The sequence below is a fragment of the Hyphomicrobium denitrificans ATCC 51888 genome (assembly GCF_000143145.1).
Taxonomy (GTDB): domain Bacteria; phylum Pseudomonadota; class Alphaproteobacteria; order Rhizobiales; family Hyphomicrobiaceae; genus Hyphomicrobium_B; species Hyphomicrobium_B denitrificans.
Genome location: NC_014313.1, coordinates 94,171 through 107,549, shown reverse-complemented (window position 1 = coordinate 107,549; position 13,379 = coordinate 94,171). Strand labels below are relative to the sequence as shown.

Sequence of the window (13,379 nt, the reverse complement as noted above, 5' to 3'; positions counted from 1 at the left end):
CAACCGCGCCAGCCAAAAGGCAGCGCTCTTTGTGCGTCTCAATTCAGAATCGAGTCAGAGTGATTCGGCTGAAGGTGTCGAGGCGAAGGGCGCGTCAAGCCCGAAAAGCTCGACGCGCAATGGCACTCATGTCACAGTTTTTCGGCTATTGCGGTCAAGCCGCAGGCTGTAGCGATCCCACGCTTTCTTTCGCACGCCGCCGCTCAGGTTTTAACTGTATATTCATATCCAATTCTGTGGATATCGGCTTGACGGCTTCGGCCGTACGCGGCTTGGCCAGCGCCACCGGCTCGCACGGCGTTCCATGCCACCGGCTCGCCTCGGGCAGCATCTCGCCTTTCATGAGAACCGACAACGGTCCGAGGTTCGAGCGATCTCGCATTTCGGTTCCGTAGAGAACGACCGCCATATTGCCGACGCTGCAACCGTTGCCGATTTTGACGACGTCCGCCTTGAACACCCGATCCTCGAACAGATGCGTCTGAATGGTCGAACCGATATTCAGGCAGGCGCGGTCGCCAATCTCGACGAGGTCGAACTCAGAAAACAGCGTCGTGCCGAGATAGCACCATTTCCCGACATTGCAGCCCATCAAGCGCAGGTACGCGGCGAGAAACGGTGTACCGAGCAACGGCGCCATCGCAGGCGCGGCGACGGTTTCATAAACGCCATTAACCAGCTCGTTATTCCAGATGAAGCGCGACCAGAGCGGCTTCGTCACCGGAGCGTTGCGGCCAATGAATACCGCTTTCACAAGCGCCGACAACCGCATCGACACGAACGCCAACGCCGACGCCAGCAGCGGCACGAAGAGGACGAGCAGCCACGTCGGCATCATCGCGCGGTGTGCGAGAACAATCAGCGTGGCGAACGTCACCATTTCGAGCGCGAAAATTGTCCCCGGCAGCAGAACCCGCGCCGTGTCCGTCAACGTGCGGGCGATCAGCGCTCCACGTGTCGGCGCGAAGATTTCCTTGTCGTCGAACGAGGCCTCCTGCTGAGTCTGCGGCAAGGCAAATCCAGGAGCACCGAACCATTTCGTGTCGTTCGGAACGTCTCTGACGTTCGCCGGCGGAGTCGACGCCGCGCCGATCAAGGCGTTGCTGCCGATCGTATGGCCGCCGGCAACAACCGCGCTGTTGCCGATAAAGCTGCGCGCGCCGATGCTCACTTTGCCAACTTCGACCGTACCGCCGTTGATCCGCTGGCCGCCGACGAGGCAGGCATCCGCGAGAAAGCTTTTCTCTCCGACCTCCAAGAGATTGGGGGTGATGTGCGAAACCGTCGAGACCTCCGAGCCTGCACCGATCTTCGCCCCGAGCGCGCGCAGCAGCGAAGGGCAGTAGATCGTCCCATAGATCGGCTGCAAAATCGTTTTGGTGTTCTCGAGCAGGTAGCTGACGAACCAATGCCTGAGATACGCTCCGCTGTAGATCGACATGCTTCCGGCTTCGAGCGGCGGCAGCAGGCGCACCAGCAGAACCGCGCAGCCGACATAAGTCAGAATGCCGACCGGCACAGCGGCGAAGGCACCGATTGCGCCGCCCATCGGACCCGCAAGCCAGAGACCGCCAAGGATCAAAGCCATGGAAGGCGCAAGCGTCAGGAGCAGAAAGTAACCCATCGCATAGATAGATGCGAGGTGGAGGAGACCGAACAGGAACCGCACACCTCTGCGCGAGTCTGCTTGCCGCGACGGCACATCGACATCGGCGGGCCGCGCCGGTGAACCGCGACGGCCTTCGCCGTCCTTCATCACCGTTCCGTCACTGAGCGCAGACATATCGTCGAGCCGCGCGCCGTTCCCCATTCTCGTGCCGAGCCCGAGGTTGCAATGCATGCCGATGAAGCAGTTCGCTCCGATTTCTACCGGCGCAATGACCAGATGCCCGTCCTCGACGCGATATCCCAAAATCTGCGTTTCAAGTCCGACACTCGACCCGTCGCCGATCGTCACCGCATCGAACGCACCGCAAATCGCCGTCGAAAGCGTGACGTTGCGACCGATCTTGGCGCCCATCGCGCGCCAGTAAAGACTCATCAGCGGTGTGCCGGAAAACATGTCCGCCCAGCCAAGCGGCTGGAAGCACTGCACCAGCCACCAGCGGAAATAATAGAAGCTCCAAAGCGGATAACGGCCCGGCTTCACGCGCCCGATGACCAGCCATTTGAGCGCGACGGTGAACAGCAACGCGCACGGCCAAATTCCAAAGCCGACCGCAGTCATGATCGCCGCAGCCTGAGGCCACGCAATTTCTCCGTCGATTACCGCCGTCGCAAGCACGGCGACAAACGCCAGCGGCGCAGCGACGATGCCGTAATAGACAAAGATACTGATGGCCTGCAGCGTCGCAACCGTCCAGCGCATCAGCACCCCGGTCTGCTTGCCTGGCTTTACCTGAGCGGCCGCGTCATCGGAACTCGCCGCCCCGACGAAGCCACGCGCTTCAAGAGCACGCGCGAGTTGCCTCACCGTGCGGTGATCATAAAAATCGCGCACGGAAATCGGCGCGTCCGGCACAGCGGCCCTGACAACGCTGACGGCCTGCGACGCGAGCAGCGAATGCCCGCCGAGGTCGAGAAAGAAATCCGCCGTCACCGAAAGCTCGGAAATCTGAAACGCCGTGGCCCACGATGCCGCAAGCCGCTTCTCGAGATCGCTTTCCGGCAGAACAATTTCGCTCGGCCCGTTCAGCAGCGTCTGAGGCTTGGGCAAGCTCTTGCGATCGACCTTGCCGCTCGACATCATCGGCAGTTCATCGATCACATCGAGATATTGCGGCACCATGTAGGGTGGCAGCCGATTGCGAAGACTTTCGCCGATCGCTTGCCGGTCGAGATCGACCACCTGTTCGTTGACGACGATGTACGCAGCAAGCTGCTTCATCTCGCCGATCTCCGTCACGGCGACCGCGGCCGCCTTGATCGCCGGATTTTCGATGAGAACGGATTCGATCTCTGACAGCTCGATACGAAAACCGCGAATTTTGACCTGATCGTCGAGACGGCCGAGGAAATACAGCGCTCCATCGTCTCCGAGACGCACGTGATCATACGTTCTGTAAAGCCGGTCTTTCCTTTCCGGCTCGAACGGGTTTGCGATAAAGCGCTGCGAAGTAAGAGCCTCGGAGTTCATGTAGCCGCGGCCGACGCCGGCCCCACCAATGAACAGTTCACCGCATTCGCCGGGCGCCACCGGCTGCAAGTTTTCATCGAGGACATAGGTTGAGTATCCCGGAAGTGCCTTGCCGATCGAAACGGGCTCGCCGCTAACGCATTCCGACCAGGTTGCAACGACCGTCGCTTCCGTGGGTCCATACGTATTGAGCATGCGCCGGCCCGGCCGGGCCCAACGCGTCACCAATTCGTTGGAGCAAGCTTCGCCGCCGAGCACGAGCGTCGTCACCGTCTCGAGATCCCGGTCGATCATCGCCAGCATCGTCGGAACGGTTGAAAAATAAGTCACGTCATTCGTGTTAAGGAACTCGGCAACATCGGCCGGCGAGCGCTGAATCTCCTCGGTCGGCACGATCAGCGTGCCGCCACGCGAGAATGCTGCCCAGATTTCCTCGACCGAAGCGTCGAACGCCGTCGAGAAACCTTGATAAACGCGGTCGTTTTCGGTGACGGCGTAAACGGTCTTGAGCGACTTCACGAACGCCAAAGCGTTGCGGTGTTCGATCATCACGCCTTTCGGCCGCCCAGTCGAACCCGACGTATAAATGATGTAGCTGAGCGCAGCGGGCGTAAGCGCCTGCTCGAAATCGATCACGGGAACGACCGGCTGAACCAGAATGTCATCGTGCGCCGTATCGAGACGTAGCAAAGGCGCATCGAGTTCGCCCTGGAAACCGTCGGCAAGAGAGCCTTCCGACACCATGAACTTCAGCTGCGCATCGTCGGCGATGGCCCGAATGCGATCCATCGGCCATTTCGGGTCAATCGGAACGTAAGCCGCGCCGGCTTTGAGAATGCCGAGCATGGCGGCGTAAAGCCTGGGCGACTTCTTCAGGCAGAGCCCGATCAGAGACCCAACGCCGACACCCTTCTGCGCCAGAAAGTGAGCGATCTGGTTGGCGTCGCAATCAAGTTCTTCATAGGTGAGGACTTGGCCGGCGAACTCCACGGCCGGATGATCGGGCCGCAACAGCGCCTGCTGTTCGAAATGGTGATGTAGAAGACGTGGCTCGCGAGGCCTCTCATCCTGCCAAAGCTGGAAATCGATCTCTTGAATAGCCACGGGAATCCTCACTTGAACAGCGGCTCAATGGAGCCCGCATCGAAGTGGGAGAACCCGACGCGAGCGCTACGGAGTAGCGACGCCCCTGATTGTTGACGATCCAAGTCCTGAAAACAGGTTGCAGAAACCAGTCGTGAGAACTTCCCGAAAGAAGGCGATCGTCACCAAGATCGAAGGCGACATCCCCGATCTCAGCAATTCCGGTGCCAAGCATCTTCACGTAGGCTTCCTTGAGTGTCCAAAGCCGGGAAACGGCGCCCGAACGCTTTTCATCCGCAAGCTTTGCGAGGGCCTTGAGTTCAGGCTTCGACATGACTTCGCAGAGCCAGTCGGCGGCGCAATCGAACGACGCGTCGGCGATATCGACACCCACGTCGCCGACGGTCGAAACCACGATGACGGACATATACGACGTATGCGAACAGTTGAATTTAAGCTTGTTTCCGCTGTTCACGAGGATCGGCTGACCGTTCTCCGTGCGTGCGAAGCGCCACTCATCCGGTGACACCTTTCCGCCAACACTGTCCGACAGCGCTTGACGCAAAGCGGCCCTCACAACGAGCGACCGGTTGCGCGTTTCCAAATGCCGGATCGCCGCGAACTCCGCGAAGTCGGCTTTGGTTAAAATCGCCTTGGCGTCTTCCGAATTGGCGTTTGGATTGTGTTCGACGTACCAAATCCGCACACCTGGAACGGCCTCTTGTCCCTCAATCGGCGCGCGTCGATCATCCCTCGGCGTTGCTTCTGATAACGCGACGCCGCGGCCGAAAAGCGATCCAATTCGACTAAAAATCGTGGCAAAAGCCGATTTCTTGGAGATGAATTCGCCGCAATACACAGAAGAGCCTCGATGCCAGGATGGGGCCGTCTGCGATCTGCTTTAAAAAGACGTGCCAATTAACCGGTCGGCAACCTTTGCAATTGAATCAAATTGCGTTCGCGCGATTAAAAGTGAAAATATCGTTTACGATTGACCGTTGATGCTCTGGTCAAATTCGATCGAGCGCATATGTGAGAGACCGTGTGCGCTCCGCCGTCATCATGCAGTTGATGCGGCGATCGCGTGCCAGACGGGACCCGCGTGACGAAATCCAAACAAAATCGAGGCGTGCAATTTGCATTGGCGACGATCGCCGTCTTCGGCATCGGCGCGCCCTTGGCGTTGAATCCGAAGGCGGCGCAATCGGAACCCGAGGCAATCGACACGGCTGACATGAAAAAAGGCTACGGGATTAAGGAAACCGGTCTGAAACCCGTCTATCCGTCGAACTTCAAGTGCTCTCCAATCACGTCGCTCTACGCAAGCTGGATCGATATCGATGGGTCGCGCCGGGACGAGATTCACTCCGGCATCGACGCAGGAAAATTCGGAGAATGGATTCTCGCCCCAGCATCCGGAACGGTTCGCGCCGTATGGGAAGCCAATTGGCAGTGGGGTTCGGAAGGCGCTCTTCTTTTGAAACACGATCGCCGCGACGTGAATTTACCGAACGGCTCAAAATACTACTATTCGGAGTTCGATCACCTGAACTTCGACGAGATCAAGCATTTCAAGGTCGGACAGAAGATTGAACGCGGACAAAAGCTGGCGCGCGTCAGTCGTCCGGGCGAGCAGTCATCTTATCTTCCCGAAGTCCATTGGGAGGTCTGGGAAGTCGGTAGCGATGATCTCGTTTGGCGCAAAAACCGTTACGACGCCCCGGAATGGTGGAACGAGACCGCTCAGCTGATCGACCCGCTGTATATGCTTGGCATCAATAATCCGCCCAAGGATGGGACGAGCGTTCGCATCACGCCGTTCGAGGCGGACCGCGACTTCAATCGATATCGAGGCTTCACCTACATTTTGGCCTGCCAACCGAAATAAGCGTAGCCTTTGCGCTCGTGCGAGCGTTGGCATCGCTCTTGCTTTAATCCGTCGAGTTCTCGGTTTTGAGCAGGAGCCACCCATGCGCAGCAACGTAAATAGATCGCGCAGCCGCAACGCCGCATTTTCGATTCTGGCAGCCGCGCTGATGACCGGCGCCATGTCGTTACCGGTGGCGGCGCAAAGTCCCCAGGCGACAACCGATGCCGATACCGGCACCGTTTGGTGGAATGAGCTCGTCGCCTCCGATCCCGATCGCAGCCGCGATTTCTATCAAACGGTCGCCGGATGGACGCCGAAGATCGTCGCCGCCGAGGACAACTCACGCGCGCCTGCACCGGGCGAACCGGCCTACACACTGTTTTCCGCCGGCTCGACGGAAGCTGCGGGGATGACGAAATATGAGGGCAAGGATGCGAGCGATCCGAAGCCGGGCTGGCTCATGTATATTCAGGTCGCCGATGTCGATACGGCCGTCGGCGAAGCGCTGAAAAAGGGCGGCAAGATTTTGCGCGCGCCTGCTGATGCAACAAAGATCGGACGCATCGCGATCGTGCAGGATCCCGACGGCAATGCCTTCGGACTCTTTTCTCCCGTCAAAACGGCAGCGCCGACGCAATAATCGCGTCGAATAATCGCCAACCGTCCTTGCGACAAGCCTACGGCGCGGAGCAGAAGAGTTTGCCTCCGCGTCGAAATTCAATGCTTCGCTAATTCGACTGCGATAATCGGCGCGTCTATTTCCAGGCTGCCAGAAGCTGCCTGTTCTTCTCATTCGTGCGGTTCTCGACCTCGAGAGCGTTTGCCACCATCCGGAAGTGCCGCATCAGCTCGTCGCCAAGCTCTCGATCGTAATTCAATCGCTCGATCGCCATTTGCATGCACTCCAGCCAGGAGTCGCGTTCGGCAGGACCGACCTCGACGTGGCGATGCATTTCCCGCACGTCCGAATGACCGTGTTTCTCGATATAGAGCTTCGGTCCGCCGAAGAATCCGGACAGAAAATTGAACTGCTCCTCGCGCGAATTCGCGATGCCCATGCCGCGAAGATGGAGAATGCTGAGGAGCTTGCCCTGCGGCTCGAATTCGATGATGTCGTAGAACGTCTCAACGAGCTTCCGCAAACCCGGCGCCCCACCGATGCGCTGATAAATGTTAGCTTGCGCCATGGCTTTCTCCTTCCAATTCCATCCAAATATATCGTGTAGCGATATAAATACGCGTGTAATGCGAGCCTTATTGTTTCGCTCAAGCGACGACTTGAGCTGCTTTTGGACTACCGTCATCGCGACGCATTGACGGCCGTCAAAGATTTACGCCGGCGGCAAATTTGATGGCTCAGAAAAGCCGCCGGCGATTTGAATGAAAGTGGCTAGAGGCCATCGCCCCTAGCCAAGTTTGCGCACATGCCGAATGACAGGGATTATGCGCGTTCCGATTGAGGATGGGTTCGCAGGCGCATAGGATCGTAAAACGGCATGCGCACCACAGTACCCGTGTAATTCTTATCGTCGTGCAACGTCAGCTCGGTCCCGAGCTTCGTGAATTCCGGCTTGATCTGCGCCATGACCAGCGACTTCATCAGGTGCTGGCTGAACGTCGAGCTGCAGACGACGCCGACTTGCTCACCATTCGCGGTGATCTTCGAACCCGGTTCGATCGCCTTTGCTGCTTCGACTTCAACGCCCGCAATGAACGAACGCTCTTTGCCTTTCTTGGCGGCAAGCGCGTCTTTGCCGACGAAGGCCGGCTTCGACAAGTCGATGGTCCAATCGGCGCGCACTTCCCAAGGCGTCGTATCCTCGTTCGTCATATCGAACGGGAAGAATAACAGTCCGCCTTCCACCCGGATGATATCGAGGCAAGACCACGAAGCGGGAACGATGCCAGCATCCTTGCCGGCTTTCAGAATCGAGTCCCAGATGAACGGCGCATCCGCGGCCGAGCAGAACACCTCATAGCCGCGCTCTGCGGAATATCCGCCGCGCGCGAGCGAAACCGACTTTCCGAACAGCGTCGACTTCTGATGACGGAAGTAGCCGAGCCCGGCCAGGTCCATCGGCGTGTGCGGTGCCAGCGTTTCGAGTGCAAGCGGGCCTTGAAGCGACAGGATGTGGACGTCGTTATCGCGCTCCACCTTGACGTTGAAACCGCCCTTGGCAGCTTCCGCCGCTTCCTCGAACGATCCGCCGCCGTGCGAGACACGGAACTGGTCCGGGCCATCGACATAGACCAGCACGTCGTCGATCAGTCCGCCATTGGCATTGACGATGTTGCTGATGTGGGAATCGCCGGCCTTGGTTTTCGAAATATCGGTCGTCAGAAGGTGGTTGAGAAACGCCTGCGCGTCCGGTCCGCTGACATTGACCAATCTCAGTCCCGACACGTCGAACAGACCCGCGCGATTGCGGACAGCCTCCGTCTCGTCATAGGGATTCGTGGAATAATTCTGCGGGATCGGCATGTCGTTCCAGGCAGTCGAAAGATCCGATCCCAGTGCCCGGTGGCGATCGTTAAGAGCCGATTGGCGCGAAAAAGACATTATCTATCCTCTTGAAATTTACGTTCAGGGCCTAGGCCCGACTGTCGTTTCTTATTTTCTTATTCGAACAGAAAGCCGACAGGCGTGGGCTTCCCGTCATCGTACTTGGCGAGCCATTCCTTCGTGACATCGAAGTAGCGGGTGATGCCCTTGTACTCAGCCAGCTCCGGCGGCAGCGTCTGAAGAACACGATGCATTCTCCGAGCCTTGTTAAGGTCGGTGACGAGCTCGTCCATCTTGATCAGATAGGCGCGGATCGAAAACAGAATTGCGTTGGAGCGCGGCAGACGCCAGAGCGCCTGAAGCTCGACGCGCAAATGCACCTTATCGCCCACGTTCTCCGGCGTGACGGTCGCGCGATCGGGGCCCCACTTGTGATAATTTTCCGGGCTCGTATCGAGGCGCGGATTGATCGTCATCGTCCAGTTGAGACGACGCACGGGCTTTCCATACTGAAGAGCGAGAAGGAATTTCAGCGCGCGATCGAAAACGCCTGCTTCATGCGCCAGCGGCACGGGTGCATGCCACTCCATGAAGTTCATGCCGACATCGAAATCCAACGACCAGTCGGCTTGCGCCGTCGCGATGCCCGCGTCCATCCAAAGATTGTTGTCGCGCTGATCCGAAAGCGTGAAATCGCCCTGGCACTGGCGTGTGATGTATTCCATCGGTTCGTAGGGCAGCGTCGAAGCATCGCCGAAACGGAACTTGTTCTCGATTCTGAGCGGGCGATTGATCCAGTGCCAATCGTCACCGTTTCTCTCGAGCGAAAAGTGCTCGGGATAGTCGCGCGCCAGGCTGGTCATGATCAGCTCGAGCGTATCCCACTGCGCCAGCATCATGTGCGGCAGCGCTTGGCAACGCGTCGGATCTTCTTTCAGCACGAGCGCCCGGTCGCGCATATCCGACACGTAGTGCTCATCGACGTCGAACGGAAATTCATACACCGACCCCTTCGGGCCCGGCACATGCGGCTCGATGTTCACTGAGTAGCGATACTTGTCTTCCCAATAGGGAAACGGAAAACGCTTGATCGCCGCCGGGCTGTTGGAAAATGTAAAGTCGTCCCGGAATGTCTCGTCTTTGAAAATCGTATTCATGGCATCATCCTTTATTTAACGGTGCGTCTCAGAGATCGAGTGTCAGGCTGCCGCCATCCATTCGAGACACACAGGTCGCGATCTTGTTTCCGCAGCTCTTTTCGTCGTCCGATAGGTAATGGTCGTTGTGGAGCATCTTTCCGTTCACATTCAAAACGTTCGTGATGCACTGGCCGCATGCGCCGCCTCTGCACAGGTAGGGCGCGTCGACGCCGGCCTGCTCCAAGGCTTCCAGGATGCTTTGATGTTCGCCGACGACGATCTCGCGTCCTGACTTTGCCAGCTTGACGACGAATTGCCGTCCTGGTGGCGGCGCGGCGAAGTGCTCATAATGGACGTTTTCTTTCGGCCAGCCTTGCTCTTTCGCCGTTTTCAGAACCCAGTCGATCATTCCCTGCGGGCCGCAGACATAGAGATGCGTCCCGAGCGGCTGGTTCTCGAGAATTTGCTCAAGCGGAATGAACTGCCCGAGATCAGCGCGATAGAGGAAGACACCCGCGTCGTTTGCATTGAGCAGGTTGCAGTAGGCACCCTCTTCCAGGGAGCGCACGCCGTAGTGCAGTTCGAAATTCGTCTTGTCGTGCTTGAACTGCGCCATCATCGCCATGAACGGCGTAATCCCGATCCCGCCCGCTAACAGAATGTGCTTCCGACCGGTGCGATCGACCGGAAAAAGATTCACGGGCTCGTTGATTTCGAGCGTCATGCCCTTTGAGACATTCTCATGCATGAACGCCGAACCGCCGCGCGTGTCATCAACCCGCAGAACGCTGATCTGATAGGTGCTGGTGTCGAGCGGCGAGCTCATCAACGAGTACGGGTTGCGGAATATGCGGTTCCCGTCGCGCATGGTCACGATCACGTGCGAGCCGGCAGAGAAAATCGGCAGCGGCTGCCCATCGAGAGGGACGAAAGAAAATCTTTTGATGCGATTGGCGACGCGCTCGAGTTCCTCGACGCGCACACGCCGCGAGGCGTTCGTAGTCATGCAAAATCAACCTTTGTCTCTGGAACTTCACCCGGCTTCTCAGCGTCGATGCAGACGCCCTGATATGCTCCAATGCGCCACGAATAATGATCGCGCACGAGCAGCGTGAGACCACAGTGCGTGCAGCGCACCGGATTGGTCGTCACGTTTTCGGTGTAGCCCTTGCAGTGCACGCACTGGACGCGGCGCTTGAGAGATCCGCGGTGCTCTCTATAGACGGAAGTATAAGAAACACCGTGCGCAATCGCCGTCTTCACGACGGATCCGACCAGCGGCTCGCGTCCTGCCACATAGATTCGCGTGCCCATTTTTGAAATGGCGAGCACGCTGTCGAAGCGCGCAATCAAAGTTTCGAGCGTCGGAAAGGTCCACACGTTTCCGACATTCGTTGCCCTCACCTTGCTCGCGACGGCGTCATCCGATGCCGACTCGCGATCGAGCATCATGGTCGTTCGAGCAAGAAATTCCGCGCTCGCAGCGCCCGCCATGTCGACGAATGCGTTGCTTCCTTCGGTGTCGACGATGACGATATTGCTTTTGGCGAATGGGTCCGGCTTCAGTTTCTCGTAAGTCGGCCGACTTTTAAATCCTGGCTGAATCATTTCTCCAAGTGCTCTCCCTTATAAAAAATAATCGGATCGCGGCGAAGCTGCAGAACGCAAATTGTTCTGCCTGAAGTTCTTCGCCGCGATCAATATCCTTTGCTTCACCCCGCAAGCTGGAAGAACCAGTTTGCGGCGAGGACGACGCAAACTCCGGCGAGCAGAACGATGTAGGGCAGGATGCCCGCCTTACGCGCCCGGAGGCTATCCGTCGTCAGGTTCAGGTCATCGAGCATGTGCTGCGGGAACTGCCCCTTGTCCTGAACGTAGTGGCGGAACCAGAACACCGGAATGATCAGCGACGCCGCGATCGCAGCCGACGTCAGCGCCAGCGGGTTCCACACCTTCGCACCCGCACCCATAAGCCCGGCATTGACGAACGAGAACAGCACGCCAAGCGCGAGCAACAGCGTCGGCGCCCTGAACGGACGTTCGATGTGGCCGTTATCGATACGATGCAGCCAGCCGGAGTTGAGGTTCAGGAAGTTGAAGATGATGTAGCAGCAGTTCGACACCGCCAGGATGAAGAAGAAGCTCGTCGCATCCGCAGCCGCAATCGCAAGCAGGCCGAGATTGAAGATGAGATCCGTCCACATCGCATGCGTCGGTGCGCCGTGGCTGTTGACGTGGTCGAGGAAGCGCGGAAGCCAGCCGTCGACCGAACCCTGGTACAAGGTGCGCGACGAGCCGGCCATCGCCGTCATGATCGACAGCATCAGCGCCAGGATCATCATCATGACCATGATGTTGACCAGGAAGCCCGTGCCGCCAACCATCTTGGCCATCGCTGCCGCGACGCCAGAACCGTCGACGATCGGTGCGGCGAGCATGCCGTCGAGACCGAGAACGCCCTGGAACGTGAACGGCACCAGAGTGTAAAGCAGCAGGCACAAGAGACCGGAATAGAAGATCGCCTTGAACGTGTCGGTCTTGGGATTCTTGAATTCGCTCGTGTAGCAGATGGCCGTCTCGAACGCGTACGTCGACCAGGCCGCGATGAACATGCCGCCGAGCACCAACGTCCAGCCGTTGATGTCCCACGGACCTGTCTCCGCAACAGCCGCCGCCTTCAATGGCGCCAGCGGCGAATAGTTCGACCAGTCAATCTGACCGGTCAGGATCGGAACGATACCGACGATCAGCATAGGGATGATCACCAGCAGTCCGATATATTTCTGAACGCTCGCGGTTCCAAGAATGCCGCGATGCTGGATGGCGAAGGTGACGAGCATCAGCACCGCACCGATGAAGAACACCGCATTGAGCGAGAACGTCACCGGACCGAGGCTTTGAGTGAACAGACTCCATGTGCGGATGGTCGGAGTCAGCGCTTCGACGCCGTCGAGCGCCAGCAGGGCGCTGATGGCATCGGTTGCCGTCTTGCCGCCGTTGGCCGCGAGCCATTCAACGACGCGCGGGCTATCAGCGGTGAGCGATGCCGCGTGCGCCTGCACCCAGGCGAGCACTTCCGGCGAATCCGTCGCCGGGATGGGACCGACGGCATTCAGAATGTAGGCCGCTGCGATCGAACAGCCGAGCGATAGCACGGGCGTCCATGCCAGCCAGTTACACCACACCGATAGTGGCGCGATGATCTTCGAATAGCGAACCCATGCCGCCGCGCCATAGATCGACGCGCCACCCGACTTGTTCGGAAACAGTCCGGCGATTTCCGCATACGTGAATGACTGGATGAATCCCATCACCATCGAGGCGGCCCAAACGAGGAACGCCACCTTGCCGGTCATGCCCGCGATGCCGCCAATGGAGAACAGCACCAGCGCCGGCACGCCGCTCGCTACCCAAAATGCGCCACGCCAATCTATCGACCGTACAAGTTCTTTTGGGGCTTGCCCCCCTGAAAAGCTTGCTGCTTCAACCGTCATTATTTCCCTCCCAGGAAAAGTGCTCTGCCGCTTTTGCGATGCAGTTATCTTTTGTTTGTTTTTCAACCAATCATGCCAAAGAATGACCAATTTCGACATTTCTTGATTGATGGGTGCGATATTTTCACATATTGCAAAGGAAGCAAGTTAAAAT

General features: G+C 58.3%; 10 protein-coding genes. 2 read left to right on the top strand and 8 right to left on the bottom strand.

The window, feature by feature from the left end:
* Positions 1-154 precede the first annotated feature (154 nt).
* Together HDEN_RS00455 and HDEN_RS00450 are read right to left on the bottom strand one after the other, a co-directional pair.
* A complete protein-coding gene (locus tag HDEN_RS00455) occupies positions 155-4,240 on the bottom strand; it encodes a Pls/PosA family non-ribosomal peptide synthetase (protein ID WP_013214136.1) in 4,086 nt (1,361 codons plus the stop codon).
* Entirely contained in the window at positions 4,200-4,925 is a 726-nt protein-coding gene (locus HDEN_RS00450) for a 4'-phosphopantetheinyl transferase family protein (RefSeq protein WP_150103155.1), read from the bottom strand. The genes HDEN_RS00455 and HDEN_RS00450 overlap by 41 nt, the downstream gene beginning before the upstream one ends.
* A gap of 423 nt (positions 4,926-5,348) precedes the next feature.
* Between HDEN_RS00450 and HDEN_RS00445 the strand changes: the two genes are divergently transcribed.
* The gene (locus HDEN_RS00445; RefSeq protein ID WP_245256685.1) at positions 5,349-6,107 is read left to right on the top strand and encodes a M23 family metallopeptidase; all 759 of its coding nucleotides are present in this window, start codon (positions 5,349-5,351) and stop codon (positions 6,105-6,107) included.
* Between the two features lie 82 nt (positions 6,108-6,189).
* Entirely contained in the window at positions 6,190-6,729 is a 540-nt protein-coding gene (locus HDEN_RS00440) for a VOC family protein (RefSeq protein ID WP_013214133.1), read from the top strand.
* Positions 6,730-6,844: 115 nt separating this feature from the next.
* On the opposite strand, the gene HDEN_RS00435 is transcribed toward HDEN_RS00440, so the two are convergent.
* From HDEN_RS00435 to HDEN_RS00410, 6 genes are all read right to left on the bottom strand, one after another.
* Entirely contained in the window at positions 6,845-7,276 is a 432-nt protein-coding gene (locus HDEN_RS00435) for a group II truncated hemoglobin (protein WP_013214132.1), read from the bottom strand.
* A 254-nt stretch (positions 7,277-7,530) separates the two neighbouring features.
* Positions 7,531-8,649 carry an aminomethyl transferase family protein gene (locus HDEN_RS00430; protein WP_013214131.1) on the bottom strand — a complete coding sequence of 373 codons (1,119 nt, stop codon included), beginning with the start codon at positions 8,647-8,649 and terminating at the stop codon, positions 7,531-7,533.
* Between the two features lie 59 nt (positions 8,650-8,708).
* Positions 8,709-9,749, bottom strand: a complete 1,041-nt coding sequence (locus HDEN_RS00425; protein ID WP_013214130.1) for a heme-dependent oxidative N-demethylase family protein — start codon at positions 9,747-9,749, stop codon at positions 8,709-8,711.
* Positions 9,750-9,777: 28 nt separating this feature from the next.
* Entirely contained in the window at positions 9,778-10,737 is a 960-nt protein-coding gene (locus tag HDEN_RS00420) for a PDR/VanB family oxidoreductase (protein WP_013214129.1), read from the bottom strand.
* Positions 10,734-11,339: a dimethylamine monooxygenase subunit DmmA family protein gene (locus HDEN_RS18530; RefSeq protein ID WP_013214128.1), complete on the bottom strand. Its 606-nt coding sequence runs from the start codon at positions 11,337-11,339 to the stop codon at positions 10,734-10,736. Before HDEN_RS18530 ends, HDEN_RS00420 begins: the two co-directional genes overlap by 4 nt.
* Before the next feature lie 104 nt (positions 11,340-11,443).
* Complete coding sequence (locus HDEN_RS00410) at positions 11,444-13,225, bottom strand: trimethylamine N-oxide permease (protein ID WP_013214127.1); 1,782 nt, start codon at positions 13,223-13,225, stop codon at positions 11,444-11,446.
* Positions 13,226-13,379 lie beyond the last annotated feature (154 nt).

What these genes read in the sequence shown, in the direction of transcription:
- HDEN_RS00440 (WP_013214133.1), top strand. Translation starts at nt 6,190, where the DNA reads ATGCGCAGCAACGTAAATAGATCGCGCAGCCGCAACGCCGCATTTTCG.
- HDEN_RS00435 (WP_013214132.1), bottom strand. Translation starts at nt 7,276, where the DNA reads ATGGCGCAAGCTAACATTTATCAGCGCATCGGTGGGGCGCCGGGTTTG.
- HDEN_RS00430 (WP_013214131.1), bottom strand. Translation starts at nt 8,649, where the DNA reads ATGTCTTTTTCGCGCCAATCGGCTCTTAACGATCGCCACCGGGCACTG.
- HDEN_RS00425 (WP_013214130.1), bottom strand. Translation starts at nt 9,749, where the DNA reads ATGAATACGATTTTCAAAGACGAGACATTCCGGGACGACTTTACATTT.
- HDEN_RS00420 (WP_013214129.1), bottom strand. Translation starts at nt 10,737, where the DNA reads ATGACTACGAACGCCTCGCGGCGTGTGCGCGTCGAGGAACTCGAGCGC.
- HDEN_RS18530 (WP_013214128.1), bottom strand. Translation starts at nt 11,339, where the DNA reads ATGATTCAGCCAGGATTTAAAAGTCGGCCGACTTACGAGAAACTGAAG.
- HDEN_RS00410 (WP_013214127.1), bottom strand. Translation starts at nt 13,225, where the DNA reads ATGACGGTTGAAGCAGCAAGCTTTTCAGGGGGGCAAGCCCCAAAAGAA.